The sequence below is a fragment of the Microbacterium aoyamense genome, assembly GCF_023155855.1.
Taxonomy (GTDB): domain Bacteria; phylum Actinomycetota; class Actinomycetes; order Actinomycetales; family Microbacteriaceae; genus Microbacterium; species Microbacterium aoyamense.
The window spans coordinates 86,330-99,788 of record NZ_JAKNUT010000006.1; the positions used below are offsets into that span (position 1 = coordinate 86,330).

At 72.2% G+C, this 13,459-nt stretch carries 12 protein-coding genes; 2 read left to right on the forward strand and 10 right to left on the reverse strand.

From position 1 onward, the window contains the following. Window positions 1-4: 4 nt before the first annotated feature. Window positions 5-823 carry a 16S rRNA (cytidine(1402)-2'-O)-methyltransferase gene (gene rsmI / locus MA876_RS15290; RefSeq protein ID WP_248151390.1) on the reverse strand — a complete coding sequence of 273 codons (819 nt, stop codon included), beginning with the start codon at window positions 821-823 and terminating at the stop codon, window positions 5-7. A gap of 23 nt (window positions 824-846) precedes the next feature. Here rsmI and MA876_RS15295 point away from each other — a divergent pair, with 23 nt between their 5' ends. Beyond that, a complete protein-coding gene (locus MA876_RS15295; RefSeq protein WP_248151400.1) occupies window positions 847-2,415 on the forward strand; it encodes a dolichyl-phosphate-mannose--protein mannosyltransferase in 1,569 nt (522 codons plus the stop codon). A gap of 4 nt (window positions 2,416-2,419) precedes the next feature. Here the strand turns inward: MA876_RS15295 and hemL are convergent, their stop codons facing one another. From hemL to hemE, 7 genes are read right to left on the reverse strand one after another with little or no spacing between them, the layout of a single operon-like run. Next, window positions 2,420-3,745 carry a glutamate-1-semialdehyde 2,1-aminomutase gene (gene hemL, locus MA876_RS15300; protein WP_248151402.1) on the reverse strand — a complete coding sequence of 442 codons (1,326 nt, stop codon included), beginning with the start codon at window positions 3,743-3,745 and terminating at the stop codon, window positions 2,420-2,422. Continuing rightward, window positions 3,742-4,719, reverse strand: a complete 978-nt coding sequence (gene hemB, locus MA876_RS15305) for a porphobilinogen synthase (RefSeq protein WP_248151404.1) — start codon at window positions 4,717-4,719, stop codon at window positions 3,742-3,744. Before hemB ends, hemL begins: the two co-directional genes overlap by 4 nt. Then, a complete protein-coding gene (hemC, locus tag MA876_RS15310; RefSeq protein ID WP_248151406.1) occupies window positions 4,716-5,639 on the reverse strand; it encodes a hydroxymethylbilane synthase in 924 nt (307 codons plus the stop codon). The genes hemB and hemC overlap by 4 nt, the downstream gene beginning before the upstream one ends. Next, window positions 5,636-6,775, reverse strand: coding sequence for a ferrochelatase (locus MA876_RS15315; RefSeq protein ID WP_372491538.1), 1,140 nt, complete (start codon window positions 6,773-6,775; stop codon window positions 5,636-5,638). The genes hemC and MA876_RS15315 overlap by 4 nt, the downstream gene beginning before the upstream one ends. Beyond that, window positions 6,772-7,419, reverse strand: coding sequence for a hydrogen peroxide-dependent heme synthase (gene hemQ, locus MA876_RS15320; RefSeq protein WP_248151409.1), 648 nt, complete (start codon window positions 7,417-7,419; stop codon window positions 6,772-6,774). The genes MA876_RS15315 and hemQ overlap by 4 nt, the downstream gene beginning before the upstream one ends. A 38-nt stretch (window positions 7,420-7,457) precedes the next feature. Continuing rightward, window positions 7,458-8,690 carry a protoporphyrinogen/coproporphyrinogen oxidase gene (locus MA876_RS15325; RefSeq protein ID WP_248151411.1) on the reverse strand — a complete coding sequence of 411 codons (1,233 nt, stop codon included), beginning with the start codon at window positions 8,688-8,690 and terminating at the stop codon, window positions 7,458-7,460. Further along, window positions 8,680-9,738: a uroporphyrinogen decarboxylase gene (gene hemE / locus MA876_RS15330; protein WP_372491540.1), complete on the reverse strand. Its 1,059-nt coding sequence runs from the start codon at window positions 9,736-9,738 to the stop codon at window positions 8,680-8,682. The genes MA876_RS15325 and hemE overlap by 11 nt, the downstream gene beginning before the upstream one ends. 74 nt (window positions 9,739-9,812) lie before the next feature. Here hemE and MA876_RS15335 point away from each other — a divergent pair, with 74 nt between their 5' ends. After that, window positions 9,813-11,054 (forward strand): glutamyl-tRNA reductase, encoded by a 1,242-nt coding sequence (locus tag MA876_RS15335; protein WP_248151420.1) that lies wholly within the window; start codon window positions 9,813-9,815, stop codon window positions 11,052-11,054. A gap of 1 nt (window position 11,055) precedes the next feature. Here MA876_RS15335 and MA876_RS15340 read toward each other — a convergent pair whose 3' ends face one another. Then, window positions 11,056-12,861, reverse strand: a complete 1,806-nt coding sequence (locus MA876_RS15340; RefSeq protein ID WP_248151424.1) for a thioredoxin domain-containing protein — start codon at window positions 12,859-12,861, stop codon at window positions 11,056-11,058. A 17-nt stretch (window positions 12,862-12,878) separates the two neighbouring features. Then, window positions 12,879-13,457: an FMN reductase gene (msuE, locus tag MA876_RS15345; RefSeq protein ID WP_248151427.1), complete on the reverse strand. Its 579-nt coding sequence runs from the start codon at window positions 13,455-13,457 to the stop codon at window positions 12,879-12,881. Window positions 13,458-13,459: the final 2 nt, after the last annotated feature.

Genomic DNA, 13,459 nt, shown 5'->3' on the forward strand with positions numbered 1-13,459 from the left:
ACATTCAGCGCTTGACCGCGAGCGCCGCCTGATAGAGCTCGCGACTGGAGTGTCCGGTATGCGCCGACACCTCGGCCGCGGCATCCTTCAGCCTCGTCCCCGCCCGCACCTGCTCGAGCACGTGGGTCACGGCGTCGGGGAACGCGACCTCCTGCGCAGCCGCGCCGCCCAGGACGATGACGAGTTCGCCTCGCACGCCGTCGGCGGCCCACGCGGACAGCTCGGCGAGCGTGCCGCGGGCGACCTCTTCGTGCAGCTTCGTGAGCTCGCGGCATACGGCGCCGTGCCGGTCGTCGCCGAAGACGGCGGCCATGTCGACGAGCGTCGCCGCCACGCGCGACGGCGCGTCGAAGAAGACCATCGTGCGCTGCTCGTTCGCCAGGGCGCGGAAGCTCGAGAGCCGCTCCCCCTGCTTGCGGGCGACGAAGCCCTCGAAGGTGAAGCGGTCGGTCGGAAGGCCCGACACGGCGAGCGCGGTCACCACCGCCGAAGGACCGGGGATCGCGGTGACGGCGACACCAGCGGCGGCAGCGGCCGCGACGAGTCCGTACCCGGGGTCCGAGACGGTGGGCATGCCCGCATCCGAGAGCACGAGCACGTCCGTCGTCCGCGCGAGCTCGACGATCTCGGGTGCGCGCTCCTTCTCGTTGTGGTCGTGCAGCGCGATCAGGCGGGGGCGGTTGTCGACGCCGAGCGCGGCCAGCAGTCGCTGCGTCGTGCGGGTGTCCTCGGCAGCGATCACGGTGACCGACCCGAGCGCCTCGACGAGGCGCCTGGAGGCATCGCCGAGATTGCCGATGGGCGTCGCCGCGAGGATGATCACGCGGCCCAGCTTAGGCTTGTCCGGTGACCGAGATCGCCGAGCCGCTGCTTCCCGCGCCGGCTCCGCGTGCGGAGCGCCCGACGCTGTACGACAGGTGGGTGGCGCGCGTCTCGGGCGACCCGCGCCTTGCGCGCCTGTGGCGCTGGCTGGCCCCGACGCTCGTCACGGTCGTCGCCGGCATCCTGCGCCTGTGGAACCTGGGGAACCCTCACGAACTCGCCTTCGACGAGACGTACTACGTGAAGGATGCCTGGAGTCAATGGAATCTCGGCTACGCATCGACGTGGCCCGAGGGCGCCGACGAGAGCTTCGAGGCCGGCGACACCGACATCTTCACCGGCACGGGGAGCTTCGTCGTGCATCCCCCGCTCGGAAAGCTGCTGATCGGCGCGGGCATGGCGCTGTTCGGCGCCGATTCGTCGTTCGGCTGGCGCTTCGCGACCGCGATCTTCGGCACGGCCCTGGTGCTGCTGCTGTACCTCGTCGCGAAGACCCTCACGAACTCCGTGCCGTTCGCCGTCACAGCCTCGGGCCTGATGGCGATCGACGGCCTCGCGATCGTCATGAGCCGGGTCGCGCTGCTGGACGTCTTCCTGGCGTTCTTCGTGCTGCTCGCGTTCTGGTTCGTCCTGCTCGATCGCGGAAGGTTCCTGCAGCGGCTGGATGCCGCGGTCGAAGCGCGCACGACCGATGACGGTCCACCGGACTGGGGTCCCGTCCTGTGGAACCGGCCGTGGATCATCGCGGCCGGAGCCGCCGTCGGCGCGGCGACCGCGGTCAAGTGGTCGGGGCTGTACGTCGCGGCCTCGCTCGGGATCTACCTCGTCGTGACGGACGCCCTCGCACGACGGCGGGCCGGCGTGCAGCAGTGGCCGATGGATGCCGTGCGCCAGGGTCTCGCGACGTTCGTGCTGCTCGTGCCGGTCGCCTTCGTCGTGTACCTCGCCTCGTGGACGAGCTGGCTCGTGACGGACGGCGGCTACGGCCGCCACGCGATCACCGAGGCGGGCGACGGGTTCTGGTCGTGGGTGCCGCTCCCCCTGCAGAACCTGTGGAAGTACCACGAGGCGATCTACGGCTTCCACGTCGGGCTCACGACGCCGCACGGCTATCAGAGCCCCGCGTGGCAGTGGCCGCTGCTCGTGCGCCCGACATCGATGTTCTTCCATCGCGACGACGCCGTGCAGAACGTCTACAGCATGCCGAACCCCTTCATCTGGTGGGGAGCGGTCGCTGCCGTGATCTACCTCGTGTGGCGGTTCGTCGTCGCGCGCGACTGGCGATACGCCTTCGTCTTGACGGGTGTCGCGGCCACGTACGTGCCGTGGCTGCTGTACCCGGAACGCACGATCTTCCAGTTCTATACGATCGCGATCCTGCCGTTCATGCTCCTGGCGCTCGCCTTCGCGCTCCGGGATGTGGCCGGCCGACGCGCGAAGGACGACTACCGCAGACGAACGGGTCAGCACCTCGTCTGGCTGTACCTCGGATTCGTGCTCGCGCTGTCGATCTTCTGGTACCCGATCCTCACCGCGACCGGCGTGCCCTGGTGGTTCTACCAGGTGCACAACTGGTTCCCGACCTGGATCTAGCTGGTCACTCCGGTGCGGGGGCGGATGCCGCGGCCTCCGCCGCACGCGGAAGCGCGGAGAGGATGCGGTCGATCGCCGCGTCGTCGTGCGCGGCCGTGAGGAACCAGGCCTCGAAGACGCTCGGCGGCAGCGAGACGCCCTGATCGAGCATCGCGTGGAAGAACGGCGCATAGCGCCAGGACTCCTGCGCGCGGGCGTCGTCGTAGTCGCGGACCGGTTCGTCACGGAACGCGACCGAGAACAGGTTGCCCGCGTGCGAGACGACGTGCGCGACACCGGCGACAGTGAGCGCGTCGGAGAGCGCCGACGAGACGACGGATGCCGCGGCATCCACCCTCTCGTAGACCTCCGCGTCAGCGAGTCGGAGCGTCGCGACACCGGCCGCGACGGCGAGCGGATTGCCGCTCAGCGTCCCCGCCTGGTAGACGGGGCCGAGCGGGGCGAGGAGCTCCATGAGGTCGCGTCGGCCGCCGATCGCGGCGAGCGGCATGCCCCCGCCGATGACCTTTCCGAAGGTGATGAGGTCGGGCGTCCACTCTGCGCCGGATGTGCGCTCGAGACCCCACCAGCCGGCCGGTCCCACGCGGAATCCCGTGAGCACTTCGTCCAAGATGACCAGCGCACCGTGCGCGTGGGCGTGCTCTGCGAGGAACGCGTTGAATCCCGGCTCGGGCGCGAGGATGCCGGCGTTGGCGCCCGCCGCCTCGGTGATGATCGCCGCGATGCGACCCGGGTGCGCGGCGAACGCCGCGCGGACGGCCTCGCGATCGTTGTAGGGCAGCACGAGCGTCAGCGCCGCGATGTCGGCGGGGACGCCGGCGGACCCGGGCAGACCGAGCGTCGCGACACCCGAGCCGGACTCGGCGAGGAGTCCGTCTGAGTGGCCGTGGTAGTGCCCCGCGAACTTGATGAGGATGTCGCGCCCGGTCGCCCCACGGGCGATGCGGATCGCCGTCATCGTCGCCTCGGTGCCGGTCGAGACCAGCCGCAGCCGCTCGATCCCGCGGACGCCGTCGACGGTGAGCCGCGCGATGACGGCTTCAGCCAGCTCGCTCTCGGCCGGCGTCGACGCACCGAACGAGAGTCCGCGGGCCGCGGCATCCTGAACCGCGCGGACGACCTCGGGGTGCGCGTGGCCGAGCAGGGCCGGACCCCAGGATGCGACGAGGTCGACGTACTCGTGCCCCTCGACGTCGCGCACGTACGGGCCTGCGGCCGAAACGATCGACAGCGGCGTGCCGCCGACCGAACCGAACGCCCGCACGGGCGAGTTCACTCCACCGGGGATGACGTTCCGCGCGCGCGCGGCCGCTTCATCGTTGGTCGTCATGCGCGGGATGCCCTTCCAGCTGCTTCGATCGCCCAGTACGTGAGCACGGCGTCGGCTCCCGCGCGCACGATGCTCGTGAGCGACTCGTCGATCGCGCGCTCGCGGTCGATCCAGCCATGGGCCGCGGCGGCCTCGATCATGGCGTACTCGCCCGAGACCTGATACGCCCACACCGGCACGGGCGAGATCGCCGCGGTGTCGGCGAGGACGTCGAGGTAGCTCAGGGCGGGCTTGACCATCACGATGTCGGCGCCCTCGGCGATGTCGAGTTCGACCTCGCGCGCGCCCTCCCTGCGATTGGCGGGATCGAGCTGGTACGTGCGACGGTCCCCCTGCAGGGACGACTGCACGGCCTCGCGGAACGGCCCGTAGAAGGCCGAGGCGTACTTCGCGGCGTAGGCGAGGATCGCGAGATCACCACGACCCGCGTCGTCCAGGACGGAGCGCACGGCGGCGACCTGGCCGTCCATCATGCCCGACAGGCCCAACAGCTGGGACCCTGCCTCGGCCTGGGCGAGCGCCATGTCGCGGTAGCGCACGAGCGTCGCATCGTTGTCGACCGCTCCGCTCGCATCGAGCACACCGCAGTGGCCGTGATCGGTGAACTCGTCGAGGCACAGATCGGTCTGCACGACGAGCGCGTCGCCGACCTCGTCCGCGGCGACGCGCGTCGCGACGTTCAGGATGCCGTCGGGATCGGTCGCGCCGGAGCCCTCCGCGTCCTTGTGCTCGGGCACGCCGAAGAGCATGACCCCGCCGACGCCCGCCGCGGCAGCGCGGTGCAGCTCGGCCTTGAGGGAGTCGAGGGAGTGCTGGACGACTCCGGGCATCGATCCGATGGGGATGGGCTCGGACACGCCTTCGCGCACGAAGAGCGGGAGCACGAGCTGCGCGGGGTACACACGCGTCTCGCTCGTGAGGCGACGCCACGCGGGCGTCGCACGCAGACGGCGGGGACGGAGGGGCATGGTCATCGGTCGCCTCCGAGGGGAGCGAGGTCGGCGGCGCCGGAGGCGAGCAGCTCGTCGGCGACGCGCGTCGAGATCTCGGCCGCCGTCGTGTCTTCGAGATAGGCGGCATGCGAGCTCGTGAGCTGCGCGCCGCCATCGGGGCGGTAGACGCGAGCGGTGAGGAACAGCATCCCGTCCTCGACGAAGGCACGCGCGCCGATCGGGGCGGCGCACCCCGCTTCGAGCCGCGCGAGGACCCCGCGTTCGGCGTCGGCGGCGAGCCGCGAGGTCTTGTGGGCGATGCGCTTCGCGAGCCGTTCGTCACCCCGCCGGGTCTCGACCGCGAGCGCACCCTGTGCGGGCGCCGTCGGCCACGCGTCGAGGTCGAGGAGTTCGGTCGCCGCGTCGATGCGCCCGAGGCGCTCGAGTCCGGCCGCGGCGAGCACGACGGCATCCAGTCCCCGCTCCCCCGTCTCGGTCAGCCGGCCGAGACGAGTGTCGACGTTGCCGCGGATGTCGACGAGCTCGAGGTCGGGGCGCTTCGCGGCGAGCTGCGCCCGACGGCGCGGCGAACCGGTGCCCACGCGCGCCCCCTCGGGGAGCGTCTCGAGCGTGAGTCCGTCGCGCGCGCCCTCGACTTTCCGGGAGCAGAGGGCGTCGCGGGCGTCCGCGCGCTTCGGGACGGCCGCGATGGCGAGCCCGGGTTCGGGTGCTGTCGGGAGGTCCTTGTACGAGTGGACGACGGCATCCACCTCTCCCGCCAGCAGCGCGTCGCGCAGGGCCTTCGCGAAGACGCCCGTGCCGCCGAGCGACGCGAGGGATGCCGTCGAGGTGTCGCCCTCCGAGGCGATGACGACGAGTTCGCCGTCCAGGGCCTTGGCGACCGTGCCGGCCTGGGCGAGGGCGAGGGCGCTGCCGCGCGTCCCGATGCGCAGGGCGCTCATGGCGCGATCCCCGCGAGGGCCGGCTTGAAGCCGAGGCGGATGTTCTCGCAACATCCGGGGCGGCAGACGTCGAACCACGGCCCGAGCGGGGTCAGGGCAGGGCGCTCGGCGGTCGGGATGCCGTCACGACGCTCGAGCACGAGGTCGACGAGCCCGCTCACGAAGGCCGCGTGCACACCGGGCGTCGGCACGCGCACGGCCTTCATGCCGTTCTCCTGTGCCGTCTCGAGCGCCTCGGTGTCGAGGTCCCACTTGACCTCCATGTGGTCCGAGATGAAGCCGAGCGGCACGATGACCAGGCCCGTCACGCCGTCGGCGGCGAGCTCTTCGATGCGGTCGTTGATGTCCGGCTCGAGCCAGGGCTGGCTCGGCGGGCCCGAGCGCGACTGATAGACGAGATCCCACGGGATGCCGGGGTGATCGGCCATGACGACCTCCGCCACCGCGAGGTGCTGCGCCGCGTACGCGCCGCCCTCGCCGAAGTCGCGGTCGCGGGGGCCCGAGCGCACGGCGTCGTCGGTCGGGACGGAGTGCGTCGCGAACAGGACATGCACCTTCGAAGCATCCCCCACCTCGGCGAGGCCCCCGTTCACGCCGTCGATGAACGGCTGGACGAAGCCCGGGTGGTCGAAGAACTGGCGCACCTTGTCGATCTCGATGACGCCGGCCAAGCCCGTCTCATCGAGCGCCATCGCATAGTCCTCGCGGTACTGGCGGCAGCTCGAGTACGAGGAGTAGGCGCTCGTGCCGATCGCGAGGAGCTTCGTGTACCCGCGCTCGTTCGCTTCGCGCAGGGCGTCGGCGAGATAGGGGTCCCAATTGCGGTTGCCCCACAGCACGGGCAGGTCGATCTCGCGCGCGGCGAGCTCGGCCTCGAGCGCCGCCTTGAGCTCGCGGTTCTGGTCGTTGATGGGGCTCACGCCCCCGAAGGCGCGGTAGTGGTGAGCGACCTCTTCGAGACGTTCCTCGGGGATGCCGCGGCCGCGCGTGACGTTGCGCAGGAACGGGATGACGTCATCCTGCCCCTCGGGTCCGCCGAAGCTCGCGAGCAGGATCGCGTCGTAGGCGACGGGCTCCTCGACGTGCTCGGGCCCGCCGGCGGCGGCGGGCGTCGCGCCCGGAACGATGCCGCTCACGCGAGCACCTCCGCGACCTCGTCGAGCGAGATGAGCCGCCCCGTGAAGAACGGGACCTCCTCGCGCACGTGGCGGCGGGCCTCGGTCGCGCGCAGGTGACGCATGAGGTCGACGAGGTCGACGGGGTCGTCGGCCTCGAGGGCGAGCAGCCACTCGTAGTCGCCGAGCGCGAAGCTCGCGACGGTGTTGGACTGCACCTGCGGGTACTCGCGCCCCTTGAGGCCGTGGTCGGAGAGCATCGCGCCGCGCTCGGCGGCGGGCAGGATGTACCACTCGTAGCTGCGGACGAAGGGGTAGACCGTGAGCCACTGCTTCGGCGCGAGACCGCGCGCGAAGGCGGGCGAGTGGTCACGGCTGAACTCCGCCTCGCGGTGGACGCCGAGCGCGTTCCACGTCGGCAGGAGGGGGGAGAGCTCGGCCGTGCGGCGCAGCGCACGGAGGTCGGCTTGAAGCCCCTCGGCCGTGTGACCCGTGAGCCACAGCAGGATGTCGGCGTCGGCCCGCAGACCCGAGACGTCGTACACGCCGCGCAGGCTCTCGAGGCCGGTCGCGATCTCGGCGAGCGCGCGGCCGGTGGCGGCAGCTGCGTGGGGGTCGCGCCGGAGCACGGCGAACAGGGTGAAATGATCTGTCGCGGAAGTCACCCCTCCATCCTACCCCGGACGACGGGGTCGGGGCGAACTCAGCCGGCCGTGAGAACCTCTGCCGCGGTGCGCTCGGCCTGCGCGACGACCGAGGCCAGCCCCGTTCCGGCGGCCCCCTCGCCCACCGACACGATGTCGTCGTCGGGGGTGCGCACGCCGCGATCCCACGTTCGCACGGCGCTGTCGAGGACGGAGTCGATCCGCACGCCGAGCAGGGTCGCGGCATCCCGCGTCGCCTGTCCCACCGGATCGGCCGGATCGCCGTCGTACGAGAGCCGCACGGCGTGCCGGCCGGGCAGCGCCTCGGCGACCCACGCCCACTTCGCGGTGAGATGAGTGAGGGCGCGGGCGCGGATGCCGGGCGCACCGGCGGCGACGAGGAGCCCCGTTCCGCGTGGCGCCGCGTCGAGGGCGGGCGCTTCGAGGACGAGCGTCACGAGGGTGAGGCGGCGCTGATCGTCGGCGGGCTCGGCGAAGGCGCGCACGACGGTGCCGACGAGTCGTTCTCCGTCGGCTTCCACGGCGTCGGCCGTGACTCTGCCGATGTCGACGCCCGTGCGGATGTCGACCCCGAGTCGCTCGGCGTCTCGCGCGAGCGCCGTGACGAGCCGGTGCATCCCCCCGCGGATGCCGCCCACCTGCGAGCCCGCGGGGGCTTGGGCGCGGAGGGCCCGCACAGCCCCCGCGAGCGAGCCGCGGGCGGCGAGTTCGGCCCGCAGACGCGGAGACGCGGTGTCGACGGTCAGATCGCGGGGTTCCTTCGAGTGCACGCCGCGCACGATCGGGGCGACGAGTCCGTCGGCGACCCCCGCGCCCATGCGGGCGCGTACGAGGTCGTCGAGGGATGCGGCATCCGCTCCCCGGCGCCGGGGAAGCAGGCGGTCCGCCCACGCGCGCAGCGCCGCCGGGCGGCCGATCGCGCGGACGACATCGGGCGCGAGAGGATGCCCGGGAATCCCGAGCACGCCGGTCGCCGGCAGCGGCACGGCCGTGCCGTCGGCGCGGTGCAGCCATGCGGGCGCCGGGGTCGGCGTCACGAGGTCGTCGCCCAGTCCGAGCTCCGCCGCGAGCGCGGCGACGGCTCCCCCGCGGGTCGCGTACGACTCGGCGGCCGCGTCGAGGTCGACTCCGGCGATCGGCAGCGCCACGACCTGGCCGCCGAGGTGGTCGGAGCGCTCGAGCAGCACGACGCGCCGTCCGCCGAGCGCGAGGCGTCGAGCCGCGACGAGACCCGCGACGCCGCCGCCGACGACGATCGCGTCAGAGGCCATGCACGAGCTCGACGATGCGGGTCAGGGCATCGGGATCGGTCTCGGGCGGCACGCCGTGGCCGAGGTTCAGGATGTGCGCAGGGGCCTCGGCGCCGCGAGCGACGACGTCCAGCACATGCTTCTCGAGCACGCGCCACGGCGCGCCCAGCAGCGCGGGGTCGATGTTGCCCTGCAGCGGCTTCGTGCCCCCGAGGCGTCGATTGGCCTCGTCGAGGGGCAGGCGCCAGTCGACGCCGACGACATCGGCGCCGACGTTCGCGGCGGCATCGAGCATGTCGCCCATTCCGAGGCCGAAGTGGATGCGGGGCACATCCAGCCCGCGCAGGTGATCGAACGCGCGGCGCGAGTGCGGCGCGACCCTGCGGATGTAGTCGTCGCGCGACAGCGAACCCGCCCACGAGTCGAAGAGCTGGACGACGCTGGCCCCCGCGAGCACTTGCGCCTCGAGGAACGTCCCCGACACGTCGGCGCACCAGTTGAGCAGGGTCGCCCACGTCTGCGGATCAGTTCGCATGAGTGCGCGAGCGCGCAGCTGCTCCTTCGAAGGACCGCCTTCGATGAGGTAGCTCGCGAGGGTGTACGGCGCCCCCGCGAAGCCGATGAGCGGTGTCGAGCCGAGCTCGGCGACGGTGAGCGCGACCGCCTCGGTGATCGGCGCGAGTGCTTCGGGATCGATGGGGCGCAGTGCCAGGACGTCGGATGCCGTGCGGATCGGGCTGTCGAGCACCGGCCCGCGGCCCGCGACGATCTTGACGTCGACGCCCGCGAGCAGGACGGGGATCACGATGTCGCTGAAGAAGACCGCGGCATCCACTCCGTGCCGGCGCACGGGCTGCAGCGTGATCTCGGAGGCGAGCTCCGGCGTGAGGCAGGCGTCGAGCATCTCGGTGCCGGCGCGGCTCGCGCGGTACTCGGGCAGCGAGCGCCCGGCCTGCCGCATGAACCAGACGGGCGGCGGGCTCTGGCGCTCCCCCATCGCGGCGCGCACGAGCGGAGCGGAGGACGTCCGACCGTCGCGGAGCGGGTGGGTCTCGGGCAGAGCGATCACGTCGGGCACCTCTCCAGGCTACGACGCGCGGTGAGCGGCCGCCGCGCGAATGCGGGCTCGGCTAGACTCGGCGAGTGCTGTTCTGTCTGACGGCGAATCATCGCAACACCGAGTTCGACGTTCTCGACCGCATCTCGCGGGTCGCGACGTCGACCGCCGCAGACCTCACGAACACCCATTCCTTCGTCCGCGGAGCCGTCGTCCTCGCGACCTGCAACCGGTTCGAGGCGTACCTCGAGATCGACGAGCCGCTCACGGGCGGAGCAGCGCTCGCGCGTGAAGCCGTGCTCGATGTGCTCCGCGGCCCCGCCGGCGACGACGCGGACGCGCTCCGCGACTCCGCCGTGAGCCTCGCCGGCGACGACGTCGTCCGGCACCTCTTCGCCGTCAGCTCGGGCCTGGAGTCGATGGTCGTCGGCGAAGAGGAGATCAGCGGTCAAGTCCAGCGCGCACTCGTCGCGGCACGCGAGATCGGCACGACCAGCACCGAGCTCGAGCGGGTCTTCCAGCGCGCGGCCCACGCGACGCGGTCGGTGCGCGCGAAGGCCGATGTCGCCGCAGCGGGCCGCTCGCTCGCACGCATCGCGCTCGACCTCGCGGACTCGCGCGTGAGCGACTGGAACACCGTCCGAGTGCTTCTCGTCGGCACCGGTCAGTACGCGGCGACGACGATCGCCGCGCTCCGCGCGCGGGGGGCCGGCGACGTCCGCGTCTACTCGTCGACGGGCCGTGCAGAGCAGTTCGCCGCGAAGTACGGCATCCGTCCCGAACGCGATCTGCGCGAAGCCATCGGCGACGCCGACATCGTCATGACGTGCACGGCGCGGTACACCGTGACCCCCGACGACATCCCGGACACCGCGCGGCGCCTCATCATCGACCTGGGCCTCCCCCGCAACGTCGACCCGAGCGTCGCCGGCGTCGCCGGGGTCGAGCTCCTCGACCTCGAGCTCATCGGCCGCCACGCCTCCCTCCCGGAACTCGGCCCGGGTCTGCACGAAGTGGTCGGCTCGGCTGCGGCCGTCTTCACGGCGGAACGGGATGCCGCGCCCGCCATCGTCGCGCTGCGCGCGCACATCCAGGCGGCGCTGGACGCCGAGCTCGAGCGCCTGCGCGCTCGTGGGGGCGACGAGCGCGCCGAGGCATCCCTCCGTCACCTCGCCGGCGTCCTGTCGCACGCACCCTCCGTCCGTGCGCGCGAAGCCGCAGCCGCCGGGCGCCTGCGCGAGTTCGAAGCCGCCCTCGAGACGGTGTTCGGCGTCGAGATCGAGACGTCCTCGGCCGTCGACGGCTTCGAAGGCCTCACGGCGGTCTGACTCAGTGCGTCAGCTCCGCGGCATCCGTCGTGGGCAGACGGCACGCGAAGTCCCGGCAGTCGTAGGCGGTCGTGCGAGCGTTCTGCATCGTCTTGCCGTCGAAGAGCTCGAAGCCCCGGTCCGACCACTCGATCGCCTGCTCGGGCGTCACCGCGACGACGACATCGGCCTCGACGCCGAAGGCGGTGCGCACGAGCGGATCGTCGTGGTCCGCCGCGACGACGACCACCTGTCGCGGCGGTGTCGCGAGCTGCGCGGCGGCTCGGAGCAGCGCTCCGTGCGCGAACGGCTGTGCGAGCGCCGGGGCGGCGTGCCCCGCGACGAGGCGCTCGGCGAGCGCTCGGTACGGCTCGCCCGCGCCGAGTCGCCACAGCGACAGCGCGGCGTCGGCCAGCGCCGCGATGCCCGAGGGCTCGTCCCCGTCGGACGCGGCGTCGGGAGCACCGATACCCTGTGCGACCAGGACCGGATCGCCTCCGCCCGGTGGGGTGCCGTCGGCGCACGCGTCGACGAGTTCACGGGCTCGCACGGCGTACGCGACCTCGCCCGTCGAGACCGCGAGCGCGACGAGCCCACCCGCGAACTGGCCGTAGTCGGCGAGAGTCGCGGCGGCACGGGACGGGATCTCGTCGAGCGACGCGCGCACGAGGATGCCGGCATCCGTCGCGTTCGTCTCGATGACGGAATCGGCCGCCCATCGGGCCGATTCGATCCACCCGGACTCACCCAGCCGCGCGCCGGCGCGCGCCAGCGCGCCGATCGCGAGGCCGTTCCAGCCCGTCACGACCTTGCCGTCCACCCGGGGAGGCTCCAGCCCTGCGCGGTCGGGACGCTGATAGTAGCCGCCCTCGCTGCGCTCGCCGTCGATCCATGATTCCGAGTCCTGCGCGGCGCCGAAGCCTCCCGACGGCTGCTGCAGCACGTCGCACAGGAAGCCCGCGATGCCGCGCGCGGACGCGTCATCGCCCTCCGCGACCGCGACGTCGAGCAGCTGTGCGTTGTCGGTCAGCATCCGTTCGTAGTGCGGGACGCTCCAGTCCCGTCGCGTCGCGTAGCGGAAGAAGCCGCCCTCGACAGGGTCGCGCAGCTCCGAGCCCGCCATCGCCGCGAGAGCACGGGTCGCGACGAGCGATGCTTCGCCCGTCGCGCTCGTCTGCAGGAAACGCAGTGCGGTCGCGACGGGGAATTTCGGCCCGTCGCCGCCTCCGAAGCCTCCGAACTCGCGGTCCTCGCGTTCGGCGATCGCCGCCGCGGCACTCGCGAGCTCCTCGCGCGTCGGAATCGGGTGGGCGACGAGCTCGGCGGATCGCACCTCGGCGAGCGCGTCGAGGATCGCAGCCCCCGTTCCGTCGACCTGCTCGCGGCGCTGCGTCCACGCCTCGCGGACGGCCGCGAGCACCTGCCGGAAGGCCGGGACTCCGCCGCGGGGCTCGGGCGGGAAGTACGTGCCCGCGAAGAACGGGCGTCCCTCGGGCGTCGTGAAGACGGTCAGCGGCCAGCCCAGGCTCGGAGTGAAGGCGGCCGCGGCCGCGAGGTACGCGGCATCCACCTCGGGATGTTCTTCGCGGTCGACCTTGATCGCGACGAAGCCGTCGTCGATCTCGGCGGCGGTCTGGGCGTCGGCGAACGACTCGCGCGCCATGACATGGCACCAATGGCACGTTGAGTAGCCGATCGAGACGAGGACGGGGACGTCCCGCCGCCGTGCCTCGTCGAACGCGTCGACACCCCACGCGAACCACGCGACGGGGTTGCTTGCGTGATCGCGCAGATAGGGACTCGTGGATGCCGCGAGACGCTCGTTCACGCGTCCTACGCTACGGCCTACCAGGTCGTGACGTACTCCGAGGATCGCACCGCGGAGGCCTGCTCGACGAGCGGGAGCGACCGCGAGACGGCCTGATCGATGCGCGCACGCACGGCGTCGGAGGACAACGCGCCGGCCGTGAAGTCGGTGTCGGACGCGTAGACGCCGACGGGCAGGGTGAGTGCCTGGAAGAACCCGAACAGCGGACGCAGCTGGTGCTCGAGGATGAGCGCGTGGCGTTCGCCGCCGCCGGTCGCCGCGAGGATGACGGGAGTGCCCACGAGCGCGTACTGCCCCACGAAGTCGAAGAGGTGCTTGAACAGGCCCGTGAACGACGCCCGGTAGACGGGGCTCGCGACGATCAGCAGATCCGCGGACTCGATCGCCTGCAGTGCGTCTTCGACCTCGGGCCCGGCGTCGTCACGGCGCAGCGCGCCGGCGAACGCGGGGCCGAGTGCCGTCAGCTCGATGAGGCGGGGCTCGACCTCGGTGCGGCGGGCGACCTCGTCGATCAGTTCGCGTACGAGAGCCGTCGTCTTGCTCGGCTCATGGAGGGAGCCCGAGACTCCTACGACGCGCAGCGGTGTGGTGGTCATGA